Genomic DNA, 17,874 nt, shown 5'->3' on the forward strand with positions numbered 1-17,874 from the left:
CATGGGTAAGCACAGCAGGCGCAAGAGCGGCTATCTGCCCAGGGTCGCCGCCGGCGCGGCACCCGTCGCCCTCCTCTTCACCGCCCCCGTTTCGGCGTTCGCCGCCCCGTCCGACCTGACGCTGCCGATCGACCACCGGCACACCACGACGCTGAACAACGACGGCGACACCCTCACCGCGACCCGCCGCGACGTCGTCGGCAAACGGCTCGGTGACGTGCGGTTCGCCGCCGACCGCACGGAGGCCGTCGCCACGGGCGGCGAACGCGCGGGTGTCGCCGAGAGCGCCCACCAGGGCGTTTGGCTGGGCCACGGCGTCGACGTCCTGAGCGAGCACGCCGAGCAGCTCGACACCGGGCTGTTCGCCGGAGACCTCACCGGCGGGATCGCCGCCCGCCGCTCGTCCGGGCAGGCCGTCGACCTCGGTCAGCTGGGCGCGGTCGGGACGACGTCCGAGCAGCACGTCATCAGCAGCTTCCGGGGTGCGCTCGACGTGGGCCAGAAGCACGAGGTGGGCGGCACGCTGGGGCCGGCGTCCGGCCTGGTCAGGACGTCGCAGAGCCTGTCATCGGGCTCGTTCAGCGGCGACTTCGGCGTCGACCGCGTGGTTCACGTCCAGGGCAGCACGACGTCGGTGCGCGGCACGCTGGACCAGCACCCGTCGGTGTCGCTGAGCGTGCTGGACCGGCCGGTGCTCGCCCTCTAGTCCGGATCGACGAGGTTAATCGTCTTCACCGGCGGAACCGCCGGATTCCGAACGATTAATCTCGCGGTCGTAAGTCATCACGAAACGAACGCAGGTCATCGCGTTACCCGCAGACAACACTCCGCTGATCCACTAGCCTGATCGGGCAATGCGGCCCGACGGGCACCGAGGCAACTCGTTGCTGCCCCCACCCGCGCGTGAATCACGTGTGCCCTGGGTGGGGGAGAATGTCAGTACGCAAGAGTGCCGAGGAAATGCTCGCCGGACTGCGAGCCAATGGCGTGACCGACTTGACCGGGCAACTCGGCCGTGGCTACGACATCAAGGTCGACCAGACAACTGCCGACCGCTGGGCGGCTCTACTACCTGCGTTCCTTGCCGACCTGAAAGCCGCCGGGCTGGGCCATGTCGACGTCATTCTCCACCACCGCCTGCCGCACAGCCCGAAACACGTCGACATCGTGCTGTCCGGGCTCGACCCACACACCAAGGAGTCGAGCCACGTCCTGGTCAACCTGGTCGCCGTGGCCGACGCCGAGCCCACCGTCGATGAATTGTTCTTCCGCGACGGCACCTACCTCCTCTCGCCCGCAAAGCAGGTCCACCAGTATTGCGACTACCTGGCCGACGCCACTCCGGAGCTGGCCGACCGGCCCCGTTCTCTCCACGGCATCGCGTACGTCGGAGACCATCCCGCGAATCCGGTCGCCGTAGGCCAAGAACCGCCCGGATCACCTCGGGTGTTCACCACCGCGGCCGGACCCGACCTGCATTACCACCTTCGGGCGCTCATCGACGCGTCGTCCTCGCGGGCTGAGACCCGTCGCGCCGGAGACCAGTTCCTTGCCCTTCGCCAAGAGCGGTCCGTTCTGTTCAAGACCGGCGATAGCGACGGGGCGGTGCACCGAATTCTTCGTGACAGCTTCGTCTTGTTGGACGAGCAGGAAGTGGCCTATGAGCGGGTCCGCACCGCGGTGCACAACGCGCGGGCCGGTGGGCGGCCCACCGCTGTGATCATCATGGGCGGACCGGGGTCCGGGAAGAGCGCGGTGGCGCTCAATCTGAAGCGTGACCTCGACGCCGAAGGTTTCCTGGTGGAGCACGCCACCGGCTCGAGGTCGTTCACCAGCACTTTGCGCACGTTCACCAGCAGTCGTTCCCAGCGACCGCAAGGTGGTTTCCGCTACTTCAACAATTACATGGAGGCTACCCCGGCCGAGCTCGACGCGTTGATCTGCGACGAAGCGCACCGGATCCGGGAGCGGAGCTATACGAGGTTCGCGTCCAAAGAGGTCCGGGACAAAGCCGGCCGGCAGATCGAAGAGCTCCTCGCTGCCGCGAAGGTGCCCGTGTTCCTGCTCGACGACCAGCAGAGGGTGCGCCCGGACGAGCTGGGCTCGCGTGAAGCGATCATGGCCGCGGCCCGCGCGAAAGGTTTCGAAGTAGAGGTCATCCGGCTCGCCGGACAGTTCCGCTGCGGCGGATCTGACGATTTCGAGGCCTGGGTCGCCCGGCTGGTCGGCCTCAGCTCGCTTCCCCCGGTCAAGTGGAGCAGCATCTCGGGCCCGGACGACGAGTTCGTCGTCGTCAGCGCGCCGGATCCGGCCCAGCTGGAATCGTGGCTGCTCAAGCAGCAGGAGCAGCACGAAGGTACGACCGCGCGGATCGCCGCTGGATTCTGCTGGCCGTGGAGCGACCCGGCCGGCACGAAGGTCGACCGTCATCTGGTGGACGACGTGGTGATCGATGGCTGGAAACGCCCCTGGAACGCGAAACCCGACGGAAAGGTCTCGCTGCCGAAGGGGATTCCCGCGTCTCACTACTGGGCAACCGACACCCGCGGGTTCGGCCAGGTCGGGTGCATCTACACCGCCCAAGGCTTCGAGTACGACTGGTCGGGGGTCATCTTCGGGCCGGACTTCGTCCGGCGAGGTGACGAATGGGTCGCGGACAAGAAGGGGTCCGCCGACACCCAGGTCCGGAAGGCCGCCACCGAGCAGTTCGCCGTGCTGACCGCGCAGGCCTACAAGGTGCTGCTGACCCGGGGGATGCGTGGGGCCTGCCTGTATTCGGTGGACCCGGAGACACAACGCTTCCTGGAAGAGATGACTGCCTAGAGCCCACGGCGGACCGTTCGCCGGTCGTCAACGCGAGGAGACACATGGCCGACTCGGCACAGCTGCTCAGGGTCTGCATGGAGGTGATCCGCGACTCTGACAACCCGCTCACGCAGGAAGAGGTGGTCGCAAGGGTCATCGGCGAAGTCGTGGCGGAACCGATCGCCGGCCTGGTTCAGCCCGAGATCGGCGCTCAGATCGGCAAGTACACCGCGGAGGCCGCGTCGATCGGCTGGTTGAGCCGTACCAACGGCTGGTCCCTGACAGAATCCGGCGAGCTCGCCTTGGACGCCTTCCCTGGCGGCCGGCTCCTCGACGAATTCAAGCTCCGCACTAACGAGTTCCGCATGCAGCGGGACCTCGCGCTCGCCGATCTGCCCGGTACGGAACGGACGATCGCGCAACTGGTCGACGTCGTGACACCCGGCTTCTGGACCTCGTCCGACGAACTGGGGAAAGCGGCCGGCACCTCCGCTGAAGAGGTCGACAGCTATCTGGTCGACGCCGGTCCGGCCGGCGCTCACCGCGTCCTGCGGTTCGACGGTTCGGTGCCCAGCAACGATCGGCTCCACCCCCGCTTCCACGGCACCGACCTCCAACGCAAGCTGGCCACCGAAGGCGTCACGTTCGACTCGACAGGCAACGCGTCCGAACGCCAGCACCTCGACGCCGCCTCACTCCGTGAGCGACTGCATTGGGAGCAGGAAGCGAGAGATTCCGCACCTCGCCGGGCCTGGCTGGTCCGCACCGCGACAACTGCCGAAAACGGCCTGGTCACCCGTTGGCGTGCCGAAGGGTTCGTCTCGATGCCGGCGGAGGGACTGCGTTCGCTGGTGCTGCCGATTACTCCCGATCAGCTGAGATCGGTCGTCGACGACGACTTCCAACACGAGTCGTACAACGCCAGGGACGTCCGGTTCGAGGAGTTGAACGGCTTCCTCAACCGCATGCGAACCGGCGATTACGTGATCACGCTCAACAACAGGTTCGCGTACTTCGGTCGGATCGCCTCGAGCCCCAGTTTCCTGGCGGACGACCGGGTGGCTCCGCTCAGGCGGTTCGCCAGGTGGGAGCCGCTCGTGCCGGCACCGACGCTCGACCAGCTGCCCCGATCCCTACAAGCGAAACTCCGCAGCACCTCGTCCGTTGTGGACCTGACCGAGAACCTCGGCGAAATCGAGCAGGTGCTCCGCGACTTCAATGCCGAATCGGCCGAACCTTCGGCCGAGCCCCACGTGGAACTCGCCTTTCCCGAGATCGCCGAAGGCGCGGGCCGGGACCTTCTGATCGGAGATGACTGGCTTCGCCGGCAAACGGAGCTGTTGTGGGAGTACAAGCAGCTGATCTTCCACGGCCCGCCGGGCACCGGAAAGACCTACCTGGCGCAGAAGCTGGCCCGGTTGCTGGCCGATGTCAACGCAGTCAAGCTGGTGCAGTTCCACCCGTCGTACACCTACGAAGACTTCTTCGAAGGCTTTCGGCCCACCCAGAACAAGGACGGAAAGGTCGAGTTCGGCCTGCACCCCGGCCCCTTCCGGACCCTGGTCGACGCCGCGCGGAAGAAGCCGGGTGAACCGCACATCCTGATCATCGACGAGATCAACCGCGCGAACCTCGCCAAGGTCTTCGGCGAGCTGTACTTCCTGCTCGAGTACCGCGACGAACCGATCAACCTGCTGTACTCGGCCGACGCGGGTTTCACGTTGCCCGAGAACATCTTCGTCATCGGCACGATGAACACAACGGACCGCTCCATCGCCACGGTCGACGCAGCGATCAGACGGCGTTTCGTGTTCACCGAACTGCATCCGGCCGTGCCCCCGACAGCGGGACTGCTCCGGCGTTGGTTGGACGAACACGTCGCGGCCGAGCCTGAATCGACGTTCAACAACGACGCACCTGAGGTGCTCGAAGCGCTCAACGAAGAGGTCGGCCGCCGGGACCTCGCGCTCGGTCCGTCCTTTCTCATGCAGCCGTCGATCTACCGGCGGTCCGACGGGCTGGCACGCGTCTGGGACGCGTCGATCCTGCCGCTGCTCGCGGAGAACCATTACGCGGCCGGGCCGGAAGCACTTGACCGGTACAGCCTCGACACGATCCGGCAGACCCTCGCGGACCGAAGGACGTGATCGACCCACTCGAACTCTCGGAAACCGGCCGGCGCAGCAGGCAGTTGACCCCTGGCCAGCTCCGTGCGCTGAGAGCCAGCAAGTTCGTTTCCCTGACTCCGCCACAGCCGGGCAGCGTCGATTGGACGATCGCGGGCAACCGTGGCTGGGTCGGCGTGTTCTGGGCAGACGACCTGCTCGTTCGCCTGGTTCCCAAGCTCAGCATCGCCCGGGTGCTGTTTCTCGCCGGTCACGGTATCCGCTCTTCGGACGAGTGGTACGACGAAGCGGCCGAGACCCGGACCGACGAAGGGGTTGTCCCCGCTGTCGCGAACATGCTCTGGCGGCAGGCACAGCAAGCCCTCCGCATCAACCCCCTGTCGGGGTATGTCCCGGTGACAGAGAGCTCCACGACCGTCCGCGGCCGGGTGCGGCTGGCCGATCAGCTACGCCGGCACTACGACCAGGACTTTCCATTCGAAATCGGCTACGACGACTTCGGTGTCGACATCCCCGAGAACCGGATCCTGCTGGCCGCGATCACCCTGCTTCTCGAGACCAGGGGCCTCGACGACGTCTCGACGGAACAGCTGAACAGAGTCCGGCGCACGTTGGACGGCGTTTCACCCCTGCGCCGGGGCGCGCCCCTGCCACCATGGCAGCCCACCCGGCAGAACGCGCACTACCACTCCGTCCTCCGGCTTTCGGAGCTGCTGCTCGGGGCCGCGTCACCCGAGCACGGGCGAGGCGGTTTTGCGACCAACGGATTCGTCTTCAACCTCGAAAAGGTCTTCGAAAGCTTCGTGACCGTGGCCGTCAGCACGGCGTTGGGCGAGCGGATACCGGGTGTAGGTCTTCCGCAGTACCCGTGGCACCTAGACGAGCGCCGCCTGCTGAAGATGAACCCGGATCTCGTCTGGCAGATGGATGGACGGCCGGTGGCCGTCGTGGACGCCAAGTACAAGCGGAAGCAACCGGCGGAGGACTTTTATCAGATGCTGGCCTACTGCGCCGCGCTCGGCGTCGACCGTGGCCACCTCGTCTACGCGGACGGCAAGCCGGGCGAAGTACGGCACAAGACCCGAGGTGGACGACATGAGCTGTTCGCGCACACGCTGGATCTGACACGACCTCGGACCGAGCTGATGGCCCAGATAACCCGGATCGCTGACCGGATCGCGGAGACCGCCTACACGAAGTAGTTGTCGACTACCAAGCGTCAAGGCGCTTAGTCCTGCGGGGTGTCCGCGGGCGGCGGCTGCTGCGCCGGGATCCCGGTGGCCGGGGTGCCCGGCGCGGAACCGACGGCGGGGATCGGCGCGCTCGCCTGGTGGCGGCCGGCGTCGTAGTCCTCGTCGAACGGGTCGACGATGTCCGCGATCTCGCCCAAGTCCCTGAGCAGCCGCTCGAGGCGCGACGGGCCGGCGGTCGGGACGACGCTGGCGAGCACCCACTCGCTCTCGAGCCAGGCCACGCCGACGTCGCCGCCGAGCTGGTCCGCGGCGTCGACGAGTTCCTGGGTGATCACCGCGCGGGCGCCGTCGGCGTCGTCCGCGAAGGCGTAGCGGGAGCCGATCGGGCCGAGCATCTCGGGCATGTCGGCGCGCTGGAACGGCACGCTGGACAGCCACATCTCGATCGGGATCTTGTGCTTCTTGTTGCAGCGCACCGCGACGACGACGGCCGGGATCTGCCCCTCGGACTCGATGTCGAAGATGAACACCGGGCGGCGGCCGTCGGAGGTGAAGGTCGAGCCCGCGACGACGTTGACCGCGGCGTCCGCGCCGAAGTAGCCGATCGCACCGTTGGACCACTGCTGCGGCAGCCGCTCGTCCTCTTCGACGAACTGCCAGCCGCGCAACTGTGCCCAGCGCATGCGCTCGCGGTTGCGCGAGCCCTCCTTCGCCCGATCGGCGGCGAGCAGCCCCAGCCCCGCCACCAGGGCGACGGCCGCGATGACGAACCAGATCCACGCCGGAATACCCACGATCGTCAGCGTATCGCCTGCTACGCCGAAGAGATGATCGCCGGTACCCGTGTCGCCGCGCCCATTCGAAGCATTTCCCGCCTGCAACGTCGACAAATCGCTTAATCTCGCGATTCGGCCAGGGCTGCAAGGCACGCGAAGAACGTGGCCCGGTCGGCCTTTCCGAGCGGTTCGACCAGGTGAGCCCGCACGGCGGCGGCGTGCACCGGCCGCGCGCGGGCGACTTCCGCGCGGCCGGCGTCGGTGATGACGACCTCGACCCCGCCGTCGACCGGCCGCCGTGTCACGAGCCCGCGTTGCTCCATGCGGGTCAGGTGGTGCGACAACCGGCTGCGGTGCCACCCCATCGAGTCGGCGAGCCGGCTCTGCCGCAGGCTCCCCTTCCCGTCCTCGGCGACGCGCGTGAGCACGCCGAAGTCCGGATCGGACAGTCCGGTCGCGGCGGCGACGTCTTCGACGACCCGGGCCCGCACGGTTTCGGCCGCGCGCTTCCAGGCGTGCCACAACGCCATGTCGTCCTTGCTGAGCCGGTCCACGAGCGGCAACTCTACGACGGTGTTGTCATGACAACAAGATCCGGCGTACGGTGTTGTCATGACAACAGCATTGGTGACGGGCGGGAACAAGGGCATCGGCAAGGCGATCGCGGCCGGGCTCGTCCGGCGGGGATTCACCGTCTACTCGGGAGCGCGTGACACCGGCCGCGGTGAGGCCGCCGCCGCGGAGATCGGCGCGAAGTTCGTCCGGCTCGACGTACTTTCCGACGAGGACGTCGAAAACGCGGTGGCGGTGATCGGGGAACTGGACGTACTGGTGAACAACGCCGGGATCAACGCGGGCGGCTACGGGAAGCCGTCGGACGAGACCGCGGAGACGCTGCGGCGGGTCTACGAGACCAACGTGTTCGCGGTCGTCCGCGTGACGAACGCGTTCCTGCCGCTGCTGCGGCGGTCACCCGCGGGCCGGATCGTCAACGTGACCAGCAAACGCGGCTCGATCGGCGAACACGGGGCCTGGGCCGGGCAGCCGTCCATGTCGTACTCCAGCTCGAAGACCGCCCTCAACGCGCTGACCGCGCACTACGCGCGGGAACTCGCGGACACGAAGATCAAGGTGAACGGCGCCGCGCCCGGCCACGTCGCCACGGATTTCAACGGCTTTCGCGGGAGCCGCACTCCCGAAGAAGGCGCCGAAGTGGCCATCCGGCTGGCCACTGTGGACGAAAACGGGCCAACCGGCGCCGTCTTCGAAGACGAGCGCCGGTTGGCCTGGTGAAACAGTGGTCGGCACCCGGCCGACCCGCGAGGTCAGACGCGGGTCACCGTCAGCGCGTTGCCCGCCTCGATGTCCGGGATGTCGACCCGGACCGTGTCGCCGTCACGGACCTCACCCGACAGCAGTTCCTTCGCCAGCTTGTCGCCGATCGCCGACTGGACCAGCCGCCGCAGCGGGCGGGCGCCGTAGATCGGGTCGAAGCCGTTGAGGGCGAGCCACTCGCGGGCGCCGTCGGTGACCTCCAGGTGCAGCCGGCGCTGGGCCAGCCGCGCGGCCAGCCGGGCCACCTGGATGTCCACAATGGACGTCAGCTGCTCGGTGCCGAGCGAGTGGAACACGACGATGTCGTCGAGCCGGTTGAGGAACTCCGGCTTGAACTGCCGCTGCACCACGTCCAGCACCGCGTCCCGCCGCTGCCGTTCGTCCAGGTTCGGGTCGGCGATGGCCTGCGAACCGAGGTTCGACGTCAGGATCAGGATGGTGTTCCGGAAGTCGACCGTCCGGCCCTGGCCGTCGGTCAGCCGCCCGTCGTCGAGGACCTGAAGCAGCACGTCGAAGACGTCCGGGTGGGCCTTCTCGACCTCGTCGAGCAGCACCACCGAGTACGGCCGGCGCCGGACGGCCTCGGTCAGCTGCCCGCCCTGGTCGTACCCGACGTACCCCGGCGGGGCGCCGACCAGGCGCGCCACCGAGTGCTTCTCGGCGTACTCGCTCATGTCGATCCGCTGGATCGCCCGCTCGTCGTCGAACAGGAACTCCGCCAGCGCCTTGGCCAGCTCGGTCTTGCCGACGCCGGTCGGGCCGAGGAACAGGAACGACCCGGTCGGCCGGTCCGGGTCGGCGACGCCGGCCCGGGCGCGGCGCACCGCGTCCGCCACGACCTGCACGGCTTCGGGCTGCCCGATGACCCGCCGCCCCAGCTCCTCTTCCATCCGGAGCAGCTTGCCGGTCTCGCCTTCGAGAAGCCGTCCCGCCGGGATGCCGGTCCACGCGGCCACGACGTCCGCGACGTCGTCGGCGCCGACCTCTTCCTTGAGCATCACGTTCTGCTGGCTCGCCTCGTTCGCGGCCGTCGCGGCCTCGAACTCCTTCTCCAGCGCCGGGATCCGGCCGTAGCGCAGCTCGGCGGCCTTGCCCAGGTCACCGTCACGCTCGGCGCGCTCGGACTCGCCGCGCAGCTGCTCCAGCTGCTCCTTGAGCTCGCGGACCTTCTCGATGGAGCCCTTCTCGTTCTGCCAGCGCGCGGTCAGCGCGGTCAGCGTCTCGCGCTTCTCGGCCAGTTCGGCGCGCAACGCGCTGAGCCGGTCCTTCGAAGCCGCGTCGCTCTCCTTGGCGAGCGCCATCTCCTCGATCTCCAGGCGGCGCACGGCGCGTTCGACCTCGTCGATCTCCACCGGCCGCGAGTCGATCTCCATGCGCAGCTTGGACGCGGCCTCGTCGACCAGGTCGATGGCCTTGTCCGGCAGGAAGCGCGCGGTGATGTAGCGGTCGGACAGCGTCGCCGCGGCGACCAGGGCTGCGTCCGTGATCCGGACACCGTGGTGCACCTCGTAGCGCTCTTTCAGCCCGCGAAGGATCGCGATGGTGTCCTCCGGCGACGGCTCGCCGACCAGCACCTGCTGGAAGCGCCGCTCCAGAGCGGCGTCCTTCTCGATGTGCTGGCGGTACTCGTCGAGCGTGGTCGCGCCGACCATCCGCAGCTCACCGCGGGCGAGCATCGGCTTGATCATGTTGCCCGCGTCCATCGCGCCCTCACCGGTCGCGCCGGCGCCGACGATGGTGTGCAGCTCGTCGATGAAGGTGACGACCTCGCCCGCGGAGTCGGTGATCTCCTTGAGCACGGCCTTCAGCCGCTCTTCGAACTCGCCGCGGAACTTCGCGCCGGCCACCATCGACCCGAGGTCGAGGGCGATGACGCGCTTGCCGCGCAGCGACTCGGGGACGTCGCCGGCGATGATGCGCTGGGCCAGGCCCTCGACGATCGCCGTCTTGCCGACGCCCGGCTCGCCGATCAGGACCGGGTTGTTCTTCGTGCGCCGCGACAGCACCTGCACGACGCGGCGGATCTCGGTGTCCCGGCCGATGACCGGGTCGAGCTCGCCGGCGCGGGCGCGCGCGGTCAGGTCGACGCCGTACTTCTCCAGCGCCTTGAACGTGCTCTCCGGGTCCGCGCTGGTGATCCGGGCGGAGCCGCGGACCTTGGCGAACGCCTCCCGCAGCGCGTCCGGGGTGGCGCCGTGCCGCTTGAGCAGGTCGGCCACCTGGCCGCCCTCGGTGGCCAGCCCGACCAGCAGGTGTTCGGTCGAAACGTACTCGTCGCCCAGCTCGGTCGCCAGCTTCTGCGCGTGCGTCAGCGACTTCACGGCGAAGGTGTCGAACTGCGGGCTCGACACGGTCGCGCCGGTCGCCGACGGCAGCGCCGCGGTGATCGGCTCGAGCTCCTTGTGCACCACCCCCGGGTCGGCCCCGACCGCGGTCAGCAGCGGTGCGGTCAGTCCCTCACCCTGCGCCAGCAGGGCGCCCAGCAGGTGGGCGGCCGACACGTGCGGGTTGCCGGCCATGGTGGCCGCCTGCGCCGCGGACGAGATCGCCTGCTGGGTCTTCGTGGTCGGGTTGAAAGCGTCCATCCCTCACCTCATGCTCGATTACAAGAAAGTCCTGGTGACAGGCCTGACCGAAGCCCGTCAGTCTCTACAACGCACGAAGACTTGAGTCTGTTCCGCTCAACTTTGACCGGGTGCGACCGCGTCCGCCGGCAACCGGGGCGCGAGCCTCCCGAGCCCGGCGACGGCGAGCCCGGCGCACACCCCGACCAGCACCCAGGGTAACCAGTCGGCGACCGAGAACAAGGCCACCACAGCGGGCGCGAGGACCTGCGCCATGGTGAACGCGTACTGGTACGCAGCGAGATAACGTCCACGGGCGTCCGGAGGTGCCGCGGCCTCGGCCAGCGCCCCCGAGCGCGGCCCGAAGACCAGGTCGCCGGCGGCGAACACCAGCGTCGAGACCAGCAGGTAGACCACCCGCCAGCCCTCGGGGACGAGCAGCACGCCCAGGCTGACCAGGCACCACGCGGAGAACAACGCCGAGCCGGCCCGCATCGCGCCGATCCGGGTCAGCTTCGCCGTGAGCCGCAGCGCGAGCGTGCCGCCGACGCTGGTCAGCACGGTGAGCAGGGCGAGGATCGCGCCCGGCAGCCAGGCCGGGCCGTGCAGCCGGTCGAGGACGAACACCGGCGTGCCGATCAGGAAGAAGTCGAGCGAGAGCCCGAACAGGCCGCTGAACAGGATCAACGCGAGGTAGGGCCGGTTGCGCAGCACCCGCGCGGGCCGCTCGCAGTCCTTCTGGTGCGGTCGCACGAGCCGGACGCAGAAGCCGAGGATGCCGGCGGCGACGACGAACGTGCCGACGTCCAGCAGGAGCGCGACCCGGTACCCGGCCAGCCCCTGCCAGGTCAGCAGCACTCCCGCCACCAGACCGCCGAGGCCGAAGCAGCCGGCCCGCACCATCCCCACTTCGGCGAACGGCCGATCCTTCGGGACGTCGCCCGCGACGTCGGCGATGAGCACGAACAAGGAGCTGTAGAACAGCTGCTGCCCGGCGGCGAGCAGGACCGCGGCGAACACCACGGCCCCGGCGCCGTCGGCCACCAGGTACGCGCCGGCGCCGGCGGCCTGCAGCAGCTGGGCGCAGATGACGACGACGCGGGGGCCGACGCGGTCCACCAGCCGTCCGGCCAGCGGCGGCACGACCAGGCCGCCGACCGTGCCGAGGGTGACCGCGGTGCCCGCGACGGCGAGCGGCACGCCGACCACCTGGGTCACGTAGACCAGGGCGAGCGGGAGAAACAGACCCGAGCCGAAGTTGTCGATCCCCAACGCGCACAGCAGTGCGACCCGGCTACGCGTCACCCATCGACGTTAGCTCTGCTCAGCACCGGGAAGTCAGGACCGAACGGAGACAATCGGTCACGCCGAATGCAACTGGCGGTGTGACCGATTGCCCGTCCGTCACTTGGTCGTGTCAGCGAGACACGCCACACTGCCGAGCGCGCGGCGGAGGTCGGTGTTCATCTCCGCGAGCCGCCCGGTGAGGTCGGTGACGCGGGCGTCGTCCCAGCCGCCGAGGGCCTGCTCCATGAACTCGAGGTAGTTGGTCCGCCAGTGAGCGAGCTCGGCGCGGCCCTTCTCGGAGACGCTCACCAGCGTCGCCCGGCCGTCCTCGGGCGCGGGACGGCGGTCGATCAGCCCGGCGGCGGAGAGCTGGGTGATCTGCCTGCTGACGACGGACAGGTCGACGAACCGGCGTTTCGCCAGCTCGGACGGCCGCGCCTCGCCGTTCTTCGCCAGGTCCGACAGCAGCATCGCGGCCGCGGGGTGCAGCCCCGGCGCGTCCTGCCAGGCCTGCATGATCCAGGCGTGCTGCAGCTGGGACGCGGTTTTCAGCTCACGCATGAGCTCGACCCGGACGTCGTCCTCGGTGTCGTCGAAACTCATCGGAGCCCTCCCGGTACTGCCTGTTAGTTGTGCAATACAAGTTTATTGCCGGACGCTTGCGCAGGGCAAGCATCGGCCCGGTGAGGTCCCCCACGCCCGCAGCGGCGGCAGTACACCCGGTCGGAGCAACAATGCGGGCAAAAGGGCGCCCGGCCGCTACCCTGCGGACGGGCCGCGCACGAAGCGTGCGCGGAGTGGCTGGGCGGAAGCGATGGACACCGGGAGGCGGCTGTGCGCGGAACTGCCGTCGTCGTGCCCGGACCGGCGGTGACCGACCGGGTGCCGCCGGTCCTCCGTCCCCGACCGGCGAACCCCGGCCCATGACAGCCGACTCGGTCAGCCCGCTCCCCCGCTCCTCAACCTCGCGCGAGGCACCCCCGGCCGTCACCGCGATGGTCCAGCTCATCCGGGACAGCTGGGCCAGGTCCGAGCCGTACATCGCGGACATCTCCCAGTTCTTCTACGGGATGCTGTTCACCCTGGCGCCGACCACGCGCGACTTCTTCCCGATCAACATGGAGATCCAGCGCGGCCGGCTGGTGCGCGCGCTGGTGCACATCGTGCAGATGGTCGACCGGCCCGACGACCTGGCGCCGTTCCTGCGGCAGCTGGGGCGCGACCACCGGAAGTTCGGCGTGGCGCCCCGGCACTACGAAGCCGTCGGCACGGCGCTGCTGGCGTCGCTGAAGAACCACCTCGGCCGGGAGTGGACGCCCCAGGTCGAGCGGGCCTGGGCCGAGGCGTTCACCATCGCCGCGCGCGCCATGCAGGACGCCGCCGCGGCCGACCAGAACCCGCCGTCGTGGCACGCCACCGTGGTCGAGCACCGGCGGCTGACCTGGGACCTCGCCCTGGTGCGGCTCGTCCCGGACCAGCTGGTGCCCTACCACCCCGGCCAGTACATGAGCGTCGAAGTACCGCAGCGGCCGCGGCTGTGGCGCTACCTGTCACCGGCGAACGCGCCGCGCGAGGACGGCGGCATCGAGTTCCACGTCCGCGCCGTCGACGGCGGCTGGGTCTCGCGCGCCATCGTCAGCCACACGCAGCCCGGCGACGTCTGGCGGCTCGGGCCGCCACTGGGCCGGCTGGCGGTCGACCGCGAGGCCGCGCGGAACGTGCTGATGATCGCCGGCGGCACCGGCATCGCGCCGCTGCGCTCGATCCTCGACCACCTCGCGCTGTGGGGCGAGAACCCCAAGGTGCGCCTCTTCTACGGCGGCGCGGCCCGTGAGGACCTCTACGACCTCGAAGAACTGCGGGCGCTCGCCTCCATCAACCCCTGGCTGAACGTGACGCCGGTGGTGGAACGCGGCGGCGACGTCCCCGGGTTCGAGCAGGGCACGCTCGCCGAGGCCGTCACGCGCTACGGCTCCTGGCCGGGGCACCACGTCCTCGTCTCCGGCTCACCGGCGATGATCCGGGCGACCGTCTCGCGGATGCTGGTCGCGGGCAGCGCGCTGGACCAGATCCAGTACGACCCGTTCACGATCGACTAGTCGCCGATAATGGTGACGCACCCGTCCGATGAATGAGTCGGGCCGGCTCCGGCAATTGTTACGGGTTTTCGTGAATCCTTCCGGGTGATCGTTTTTACGCAGTGCCAGGCTGAGTTGACCGCGCGTGGCGAAATTGCTCCGTTCGAGGGGAACGCGCGGAATCACGCGCATCTGCACGGGAATGCGCCTACAGTCGGGAACCCTCGGGGGCGGTACCGCTACAGCTGTGCCGCGTGGACGGCGCCAAAAAGCCATGCACGACTGGAGAAAACCGTTCCCGATGACTGCTGAATCCGTGAAGATCCCCACCCTGCCCGTGTCCACCCCCGTTCCCGTTTCGGCTGGAGAGGGCCGAGAGATGGCCCGGCTGATCCGGGAAAGTTTTGCGGTGGTCGAGGCGAAAGCCGACGAACTCGCGCAGTACTTCTACGGTGCGTTGTTCGTGGTCGCGCCCGATTGCCGTGACCTGTTCCCGGTCTCCATGACGACCCAGCGCAGCAGGCTGCTGCGCGCGCTGGTGTACGTCGTGCAGATGGTCGACCGGCCGGACGAGCTCGTCACCTTCCTCGGCCAGCTGGGCCGCGACCACCGCAAGTTCGCGGTCGTCGCGCGCCACTACGACGCCGTCGGGATCGCCCTGCTCGCGGCGCTGAAGCGGTTCCTCAAGGACAAGTGGACGCCCGAGGTGGAGTCCGCGTGGTCCACGGCGTACGGGATCATCGCCAAGACCATGCGCGAGGCCGCCCAGGCCGAGACCGGGCCGGCGTCGTGGTCGGCGACCGTGCTCGAGCACCGGAAGCTCACCCGCGACGTCGCGCTGGTCAAGGTGCAGACCGAGGGCCTGCTCCCGTACCGCGCCGGCGGTTACGTCAGCGTGGAGGTGCCGCAACGACCGCGGTTGTGGCGGTACCTCTCGCCGGCGAACGCGCCCCGCGGCGACGGCCAGCTCACCTTCCACGTGCGGACCGTGCCGGGCGGCTGGGTCAGCGGCGCCATCGTCAACCACACCAAGCAGGGTGACGTCTGGCGGCTCGGGCCGTCGATGGGCGCGCTGAGCGTGCGGCCGAGCACGACGAAGAAACGGCTGCTGATGATCGCCGGCGGCACCGGGCTCACGCCGTTGCTCGCCATCCTCGACGACCTCCAGCGGTGGAAGCGGAACCCGCCGGTGCACCTGTTCTTCGGCGGCCGCAGACCGGAAGATCTCTACGCGCTGGAAGATTTGCGACGGCTGAGCGCTACGTCGAAGTGGCTTACGGTAACCCCGGTTACCGAAGAGGGCGCTTTGTCCGGCGGCGACCGCGGCACGCTCGCCCACGCCGTCACCCAGCGCGGCACGTGGAAGAACCACGACGTGCTCGTTTCCGGATCTCCGCAGATGATCCAGGCGACCATTGCGAAACTGCTGACCAAGGGCGTCGATCTGGAACGAATATCGTACGACCCGTTCACGCTCGACTGATCGCTCGCTATCGTCGCCGATATGGAGACGACTATTCCGGTTTCGGGCGGCATCGGCGGTTACCTGGCGGAACCCGAGGGAGCGGGGCCGCACCCGGGCGTGGTGCTCATCCACGACGCGTTCGGGCTGAGCCAGGACACCCGGACCATCACCGACCGCTTCGCCGGCGAGGGCTTCCTGGCCCTCAGCCCCGACCTGTACTCGCGCGGCGGCATGCGCCGGTGCGTGCGGCGCGTGTTCTCGGACATGTTCGCGAACCGGGGCCAGGCGTTCGACGACATCGAGGCGTCCCGCGCGCTCCTGGCCGCGCGCCCGGACTGCAGCGGCCGGATCGGCATCGCCGGGTTCTGCATGGGCGGCGGCTTCGCGCTCGTGGCGGCGTCGCGCGGCTTCCAGGCGTCCGCGCCCTACTACGGCCAGCTGCCGAAGAACCTGTCCGTGCTGGACGACGCCTGCCCGATCGTCGCGAGCTTCGGCCAGAAGGACTTCGGCCTGCGCGGCGCGGCCGCGAAACTCGAGACGGCACTCACCGAGCGTGAGATCCCGCACGACGTCAAGGAGTACCCGGGCGCCAGCCACGGGTTCGCCAACAAGATCGACGTCGCGGCGCCGCTGAACCTGCTGCTCAAGGTCGTCGGCTTCACCTACCACCACGAAGCGTCCGAGGACGCGTGGCGCCGGGTGACGGACTTCTTCGGTGAACACCTGGACCGACCTTCGCGCTGAGCCGACCGGAGCAGGAAAACCGCCGAATGGCGGTAGTTCGTTGACCGTTGTGCCCGAATCGACTTATGGTCTAGACCACATCTCCCCCGGATGTGCTCGTTCGCCCTCCCTCCGGAACGACGTCGTTCCCCCTTCGAGGAGCCGAAATGACCTTGAAGCGCAAGCTCTTGGCGGCCGCCGCCGGTGCGATCCTCGCGCCGGTGCTGGTGGTCGTCCTCCCTGCCGCCTCAGCCAGTGCCCACGGTTACATCTCCGACCCACCCAGCAGGCAGGCCAACTGCGCGGCGGGGAAGGTGCCGAACTGCGGGCAGATCGTCTACGAACCCCAGAGCGTCGAGGGCCCGAAGGGCCTGCGCAGCTGCAACGGCGGCCTGTCCCAGTTCGCCGAGCTGGCCGACGAGTCGAAGCCGTGGCCGGCCAAGTCCGTCGGCACGACGGTGACGTTCAACTGGGTGTTCACCGCCCGGCACGCCACGTCGAGCTACGACTACTACGTCGGCAACACCCGCGTCGCGACGTTCCCCGGCAACAACCAGCAGCCGCCGGCGACGCTGTCGCACACGGTGAACCTCTCGGGCTATTCAGGCCGGGTGAAGGTGCTGGCCATCTGGAACATCTCCGACACGTCCAACGCGTTCTACAGCTGCGTCGACCTCCAGATCGGTGGCGGCGGCACGACGACCCCGCCGCCCACCACCACGCCGCCCCCGACCACGACCCCGCCGCCCACCACGACCCCGCCCCCGACCACGACCCCGCCGGCCGGCGGAACGTGGGCCGCGGGCACGGCGTACAAGGCCGGTGACGTCGTCACGTACGGCGGCGCGAGCTACCGCTGCCTCCAGCCGCACACGGCGATCGCGGGCTGGGAGCCGCCGAACACCCCGGCCCTCTGGCAGCGCCAGTGAGGTTCCTGCTGGTCGCCGTCGCACTGCTGCTGGCCGGATGCGGCAGCGGCGCGACGGCGGCCGCCCCGGCGTACAACGCGGCCGACGTGATGTTCCTGCAGATGCTGATCCCCCAGAACCAGCAGGGCATCGAGATCGCCCGGCTGGCGCAGACGCGGCAGCTGCCCGCCGACCTGAAGGTCCTGGCGGCGGCGATCGAGTCGACGCAGCAGACCGAGATCAACGACATGAAGAGCTGGCTGAGCAGCTGGAACCAGCCGGAAACGATGGACATGAACCCGGCGGCCCACGCCGGCCACGGCGGCATGAAGATGACCGCCCCGGACCTGGTCGGCACGCTGAAGACCGCACCGGACACGGAGTTCGGCCGCAAGTTCCTGGACGTCCTGACGGGTCAGCAGCAAGGAGCCGTCGAGCTGGCCCAGACGGAGAACGGCACGAGCGGCGGCGTCAACGCCCAGGCCCGCGACCTGGCCCGCCGCGTCATCGATTCGCGCAGCGCCGAAGTGAAGCAGCTGCTGAACTTCAAGCCCTGACGCGCCCGGGGCTTGAAAGCCGTGAAGGCCTCCTTACCGGCTCTTATGGCCGGTAAG

At 69.0% G+C, this 17,874-nt stretch carries 15 protein-coding genes; 10 read left to right on the plus strand and 5 right to left on the minus strand.

Going from position 1 to position 17,874, the window contains the following annotated elements:
• Position 1: 1 nt before the first annotated feature.
• The 4 genes from MUY22_RS11090 (at position 2) to MUY22_RS11105 (ending at position 6,133) form a co-directional block, all read left to right on the plus strand.
• On the plus strand, positions 2-706 hold the full coding sequence (locus MUY22_RS11090; protein WP_247059344.1) for a hypothetical protein: 705 nt from the start codon (positions 2-4) through the stop codon (positions 704-706).
• A gap of 227 nt (positions 707-933) precedes the next feature.
• Positions 934-2,823 (plus strand): DNA/RNA helicase domain-containing protein, encoded by a 1,890-nt coding sequence (locus MUY22_RS11095; protein WP_247059345.1) that lies wholly within the window; start codon positions 934-936, stop codon positions 2,821-2,823.
• A 44-nt stretch (positions 2,824-2,867) separates the two neighbouring features.
• Positions 2,868-4,952 (plus strand): McrB family protein, encoded by a 2,085-nt coding sequence (locus MUY22_RS11100; protein ID WP_247059346.1) that lies wholly within the window; start codon positions 2,868-2,870, stop codon positions 4,950-4,952.
• Positions 4,949-6,133, plus strand: a complete 1,185-nt coding sequence (locus MUY22_RS11105) for an McrC family protein (RefSeq protein WP_247059347.1) — start codon at positions 4,949-4,951, stop codon at positions 6,131-6,133. The genes MUY22_RS11100 and MUY22_RS11105 overlap by 4 nt, the downstream gene beginning before the upstream one ends.
• A 26-nt stretch (positions 6,134-6,159) precedes the next feature.
• On the opposite strand, the gene MUY22_RS11110 is transcribed toward MUY22_RS11105, so the two are convergent.
• Positions 6,160-6,918: a hypothetical protein gene (locus MUY22_RS11110; protein WP_247059348.1), complete on the minus strand. Its 759-nt coding sequence runs from the start codon at positions 6,916-6,918 to the stop codon at positions 6,160-6,162.
• Positions 6,919-7,019: 101 nt separating this feature from the next.
• Positions 7,020-7,514 (minus strand): MarR family winged helix-turn-helix transcriptional regulator, encoded by a 495-nt coding sequence (locus tag MUY22_RS11115; RefSeq protein WP_247059349.1) that lies wholly within the window; start codon positions 7,512-7,514, stop codon positions 7,020-7,022.
• Between MUY22_RS11115 and MUY22_RS11120 the strand changes: the two genes are divergently transcribed.
• Positions 7,513-8,193, plus strand: coding sequence for an SDR family NAD(P)-dependent oxidoreductase (locus MUY22_RS11120; protein WP_247059350.1), 681 nt, complete (start codon positions 7,513-7,515; stop codon positions 8,191-8,193). The genes MUY22_RS11115 and MUY22_RS11120 overlap by 2 nt on opposite strands.
• A 32-nt stretch (positions 8,194-8,225) precedes the next feature.
• Here MUY22_RS11120 and clpB read toward each other — a convergent pair whose 3' ends face one another.
• The 3 genes from clpB to MUY22_RS11135 all read right to left on the minus strand — a co-directional run bounded on the left by clpB (position 8,226) and on the right by MUY22_RS11135 (position 12,689).
• Positions 8,226-10,820 (minus strand): ATP-dependent chaperone ClpB, encoded by a 2,595-nt coding sequence (gene clpB, locus MUY22_RS11125; RefSeq protein WP_247059351.1) that lies wholly within the window; start codon positions 10,818-10,820, stop codon positions 8,226-8,228.
• Positions 10,821-10,916: 96 nt separating this feature from the next.
• The gene (locus MUY22_RS11130; RefSeq protein WP_247059352.1) at positions 10,917-12,104 is read right to left on the minus strand and encodes an MFS transporter; all 1,188 of its coding nucleotides are present in this window, start codon (positions 12,102-12,104) and stop codon (positions 10,917-10,919) included.
• Positions 12,105-12,203: 99 nt separating this feature from the next.
• The gene (locus MUY22_RS11135; protein WP_247059353.1) at positions 12,204-12,689 is read right to left on the minus strand and encodes a MarR family winged helix-turn-helix transcriptional regulator; all 486 of its coding nucleotides are present in this window, start codon (positions 12,687-12,689) and stop codon (positions 12,204-12,206) included.
• A gap of 320 nt (positions 12,690-13,009) precedes the next feature.
• Between MUY22_RS11135 and MUY22_RS11140 the strand changes: the two genes are divergently transcribed.
• The 5 genes from MUY22_RS11140 (at position 13,010) to MUY22_RS11160 (ending at position 17,817) form a co-directional block, all read left to right on the plus strand.
• Positions 13,010-14,185, plus strand: coding sequence for a globin domain-containing protein (locus MUY22_RS11140; protein WP_247059354.1), 1,176 nt, complete (start codon positions 13,010-13,012; stop codon positions 14,183-14,185).
• A gap of 358 nt (positions 14,186-14,543) precedes the next feature.
• Positions 14,544-15,647, plus strand: a complete 1,104-nt coding sequence (locus MUY22_RS11145) for a globin domain-containing protein (RefSeq protein WP_247059355.1) — start codon at positions 14,544-14,546, stop codon at positions 15,645-15,647.
• A 21-nt stretch (positions 15,648-15,668) separates the two neighbouring features.
• Positions 15,669-16,373, plus strand: coding sequence for a dienelactone hydrolase family protein (locus MUY22_RS11150; protein WP_247059356.1), 705 nt, complete (start codon positions 15,669-15,671; stop codon positions 16,371-16,373).
• Positions 16,374-16,519: 146 nt separating this feature from the next.
• On the plus strand, positions 16,520-17,281 hold the full coding sequence (locus MUY22_RS11155; protein ID WP_247059357.1) for a lytic polysaccharide monooxygenase: 762 nt from the start codon (positions 16,520-16,522) through the stop codon (positions 17,279-17,281).
• Positions 17,278-17,817 (plus strand): DUF305 domain-containing protein, encoded by a 540-nt coding sequence (locus tag MUY22_RS11160; protein ID WP_247059358.1) that lies wholly within the window; start codon positions 17,278-17,280, stop codon positions 17,815-17,817. Before MUY22_RS11155 ends, MUY22_RS11160 begins: the two co-directional genes overlap by 4 nt.
• The last annotated feature ends 57 nt before the right edge of the window (positions 17,818-17,874 follow it).

The sequence above is a fragment of the Amycolatopsis sp. WQ 127309 genome (assembly GCF_023023025.1).
Lineage (GTDB): Bacteria > Actinomycetota > Actinomycetes > Mycobacteriales > Pseudonocardiaceae > Amycolatopsis.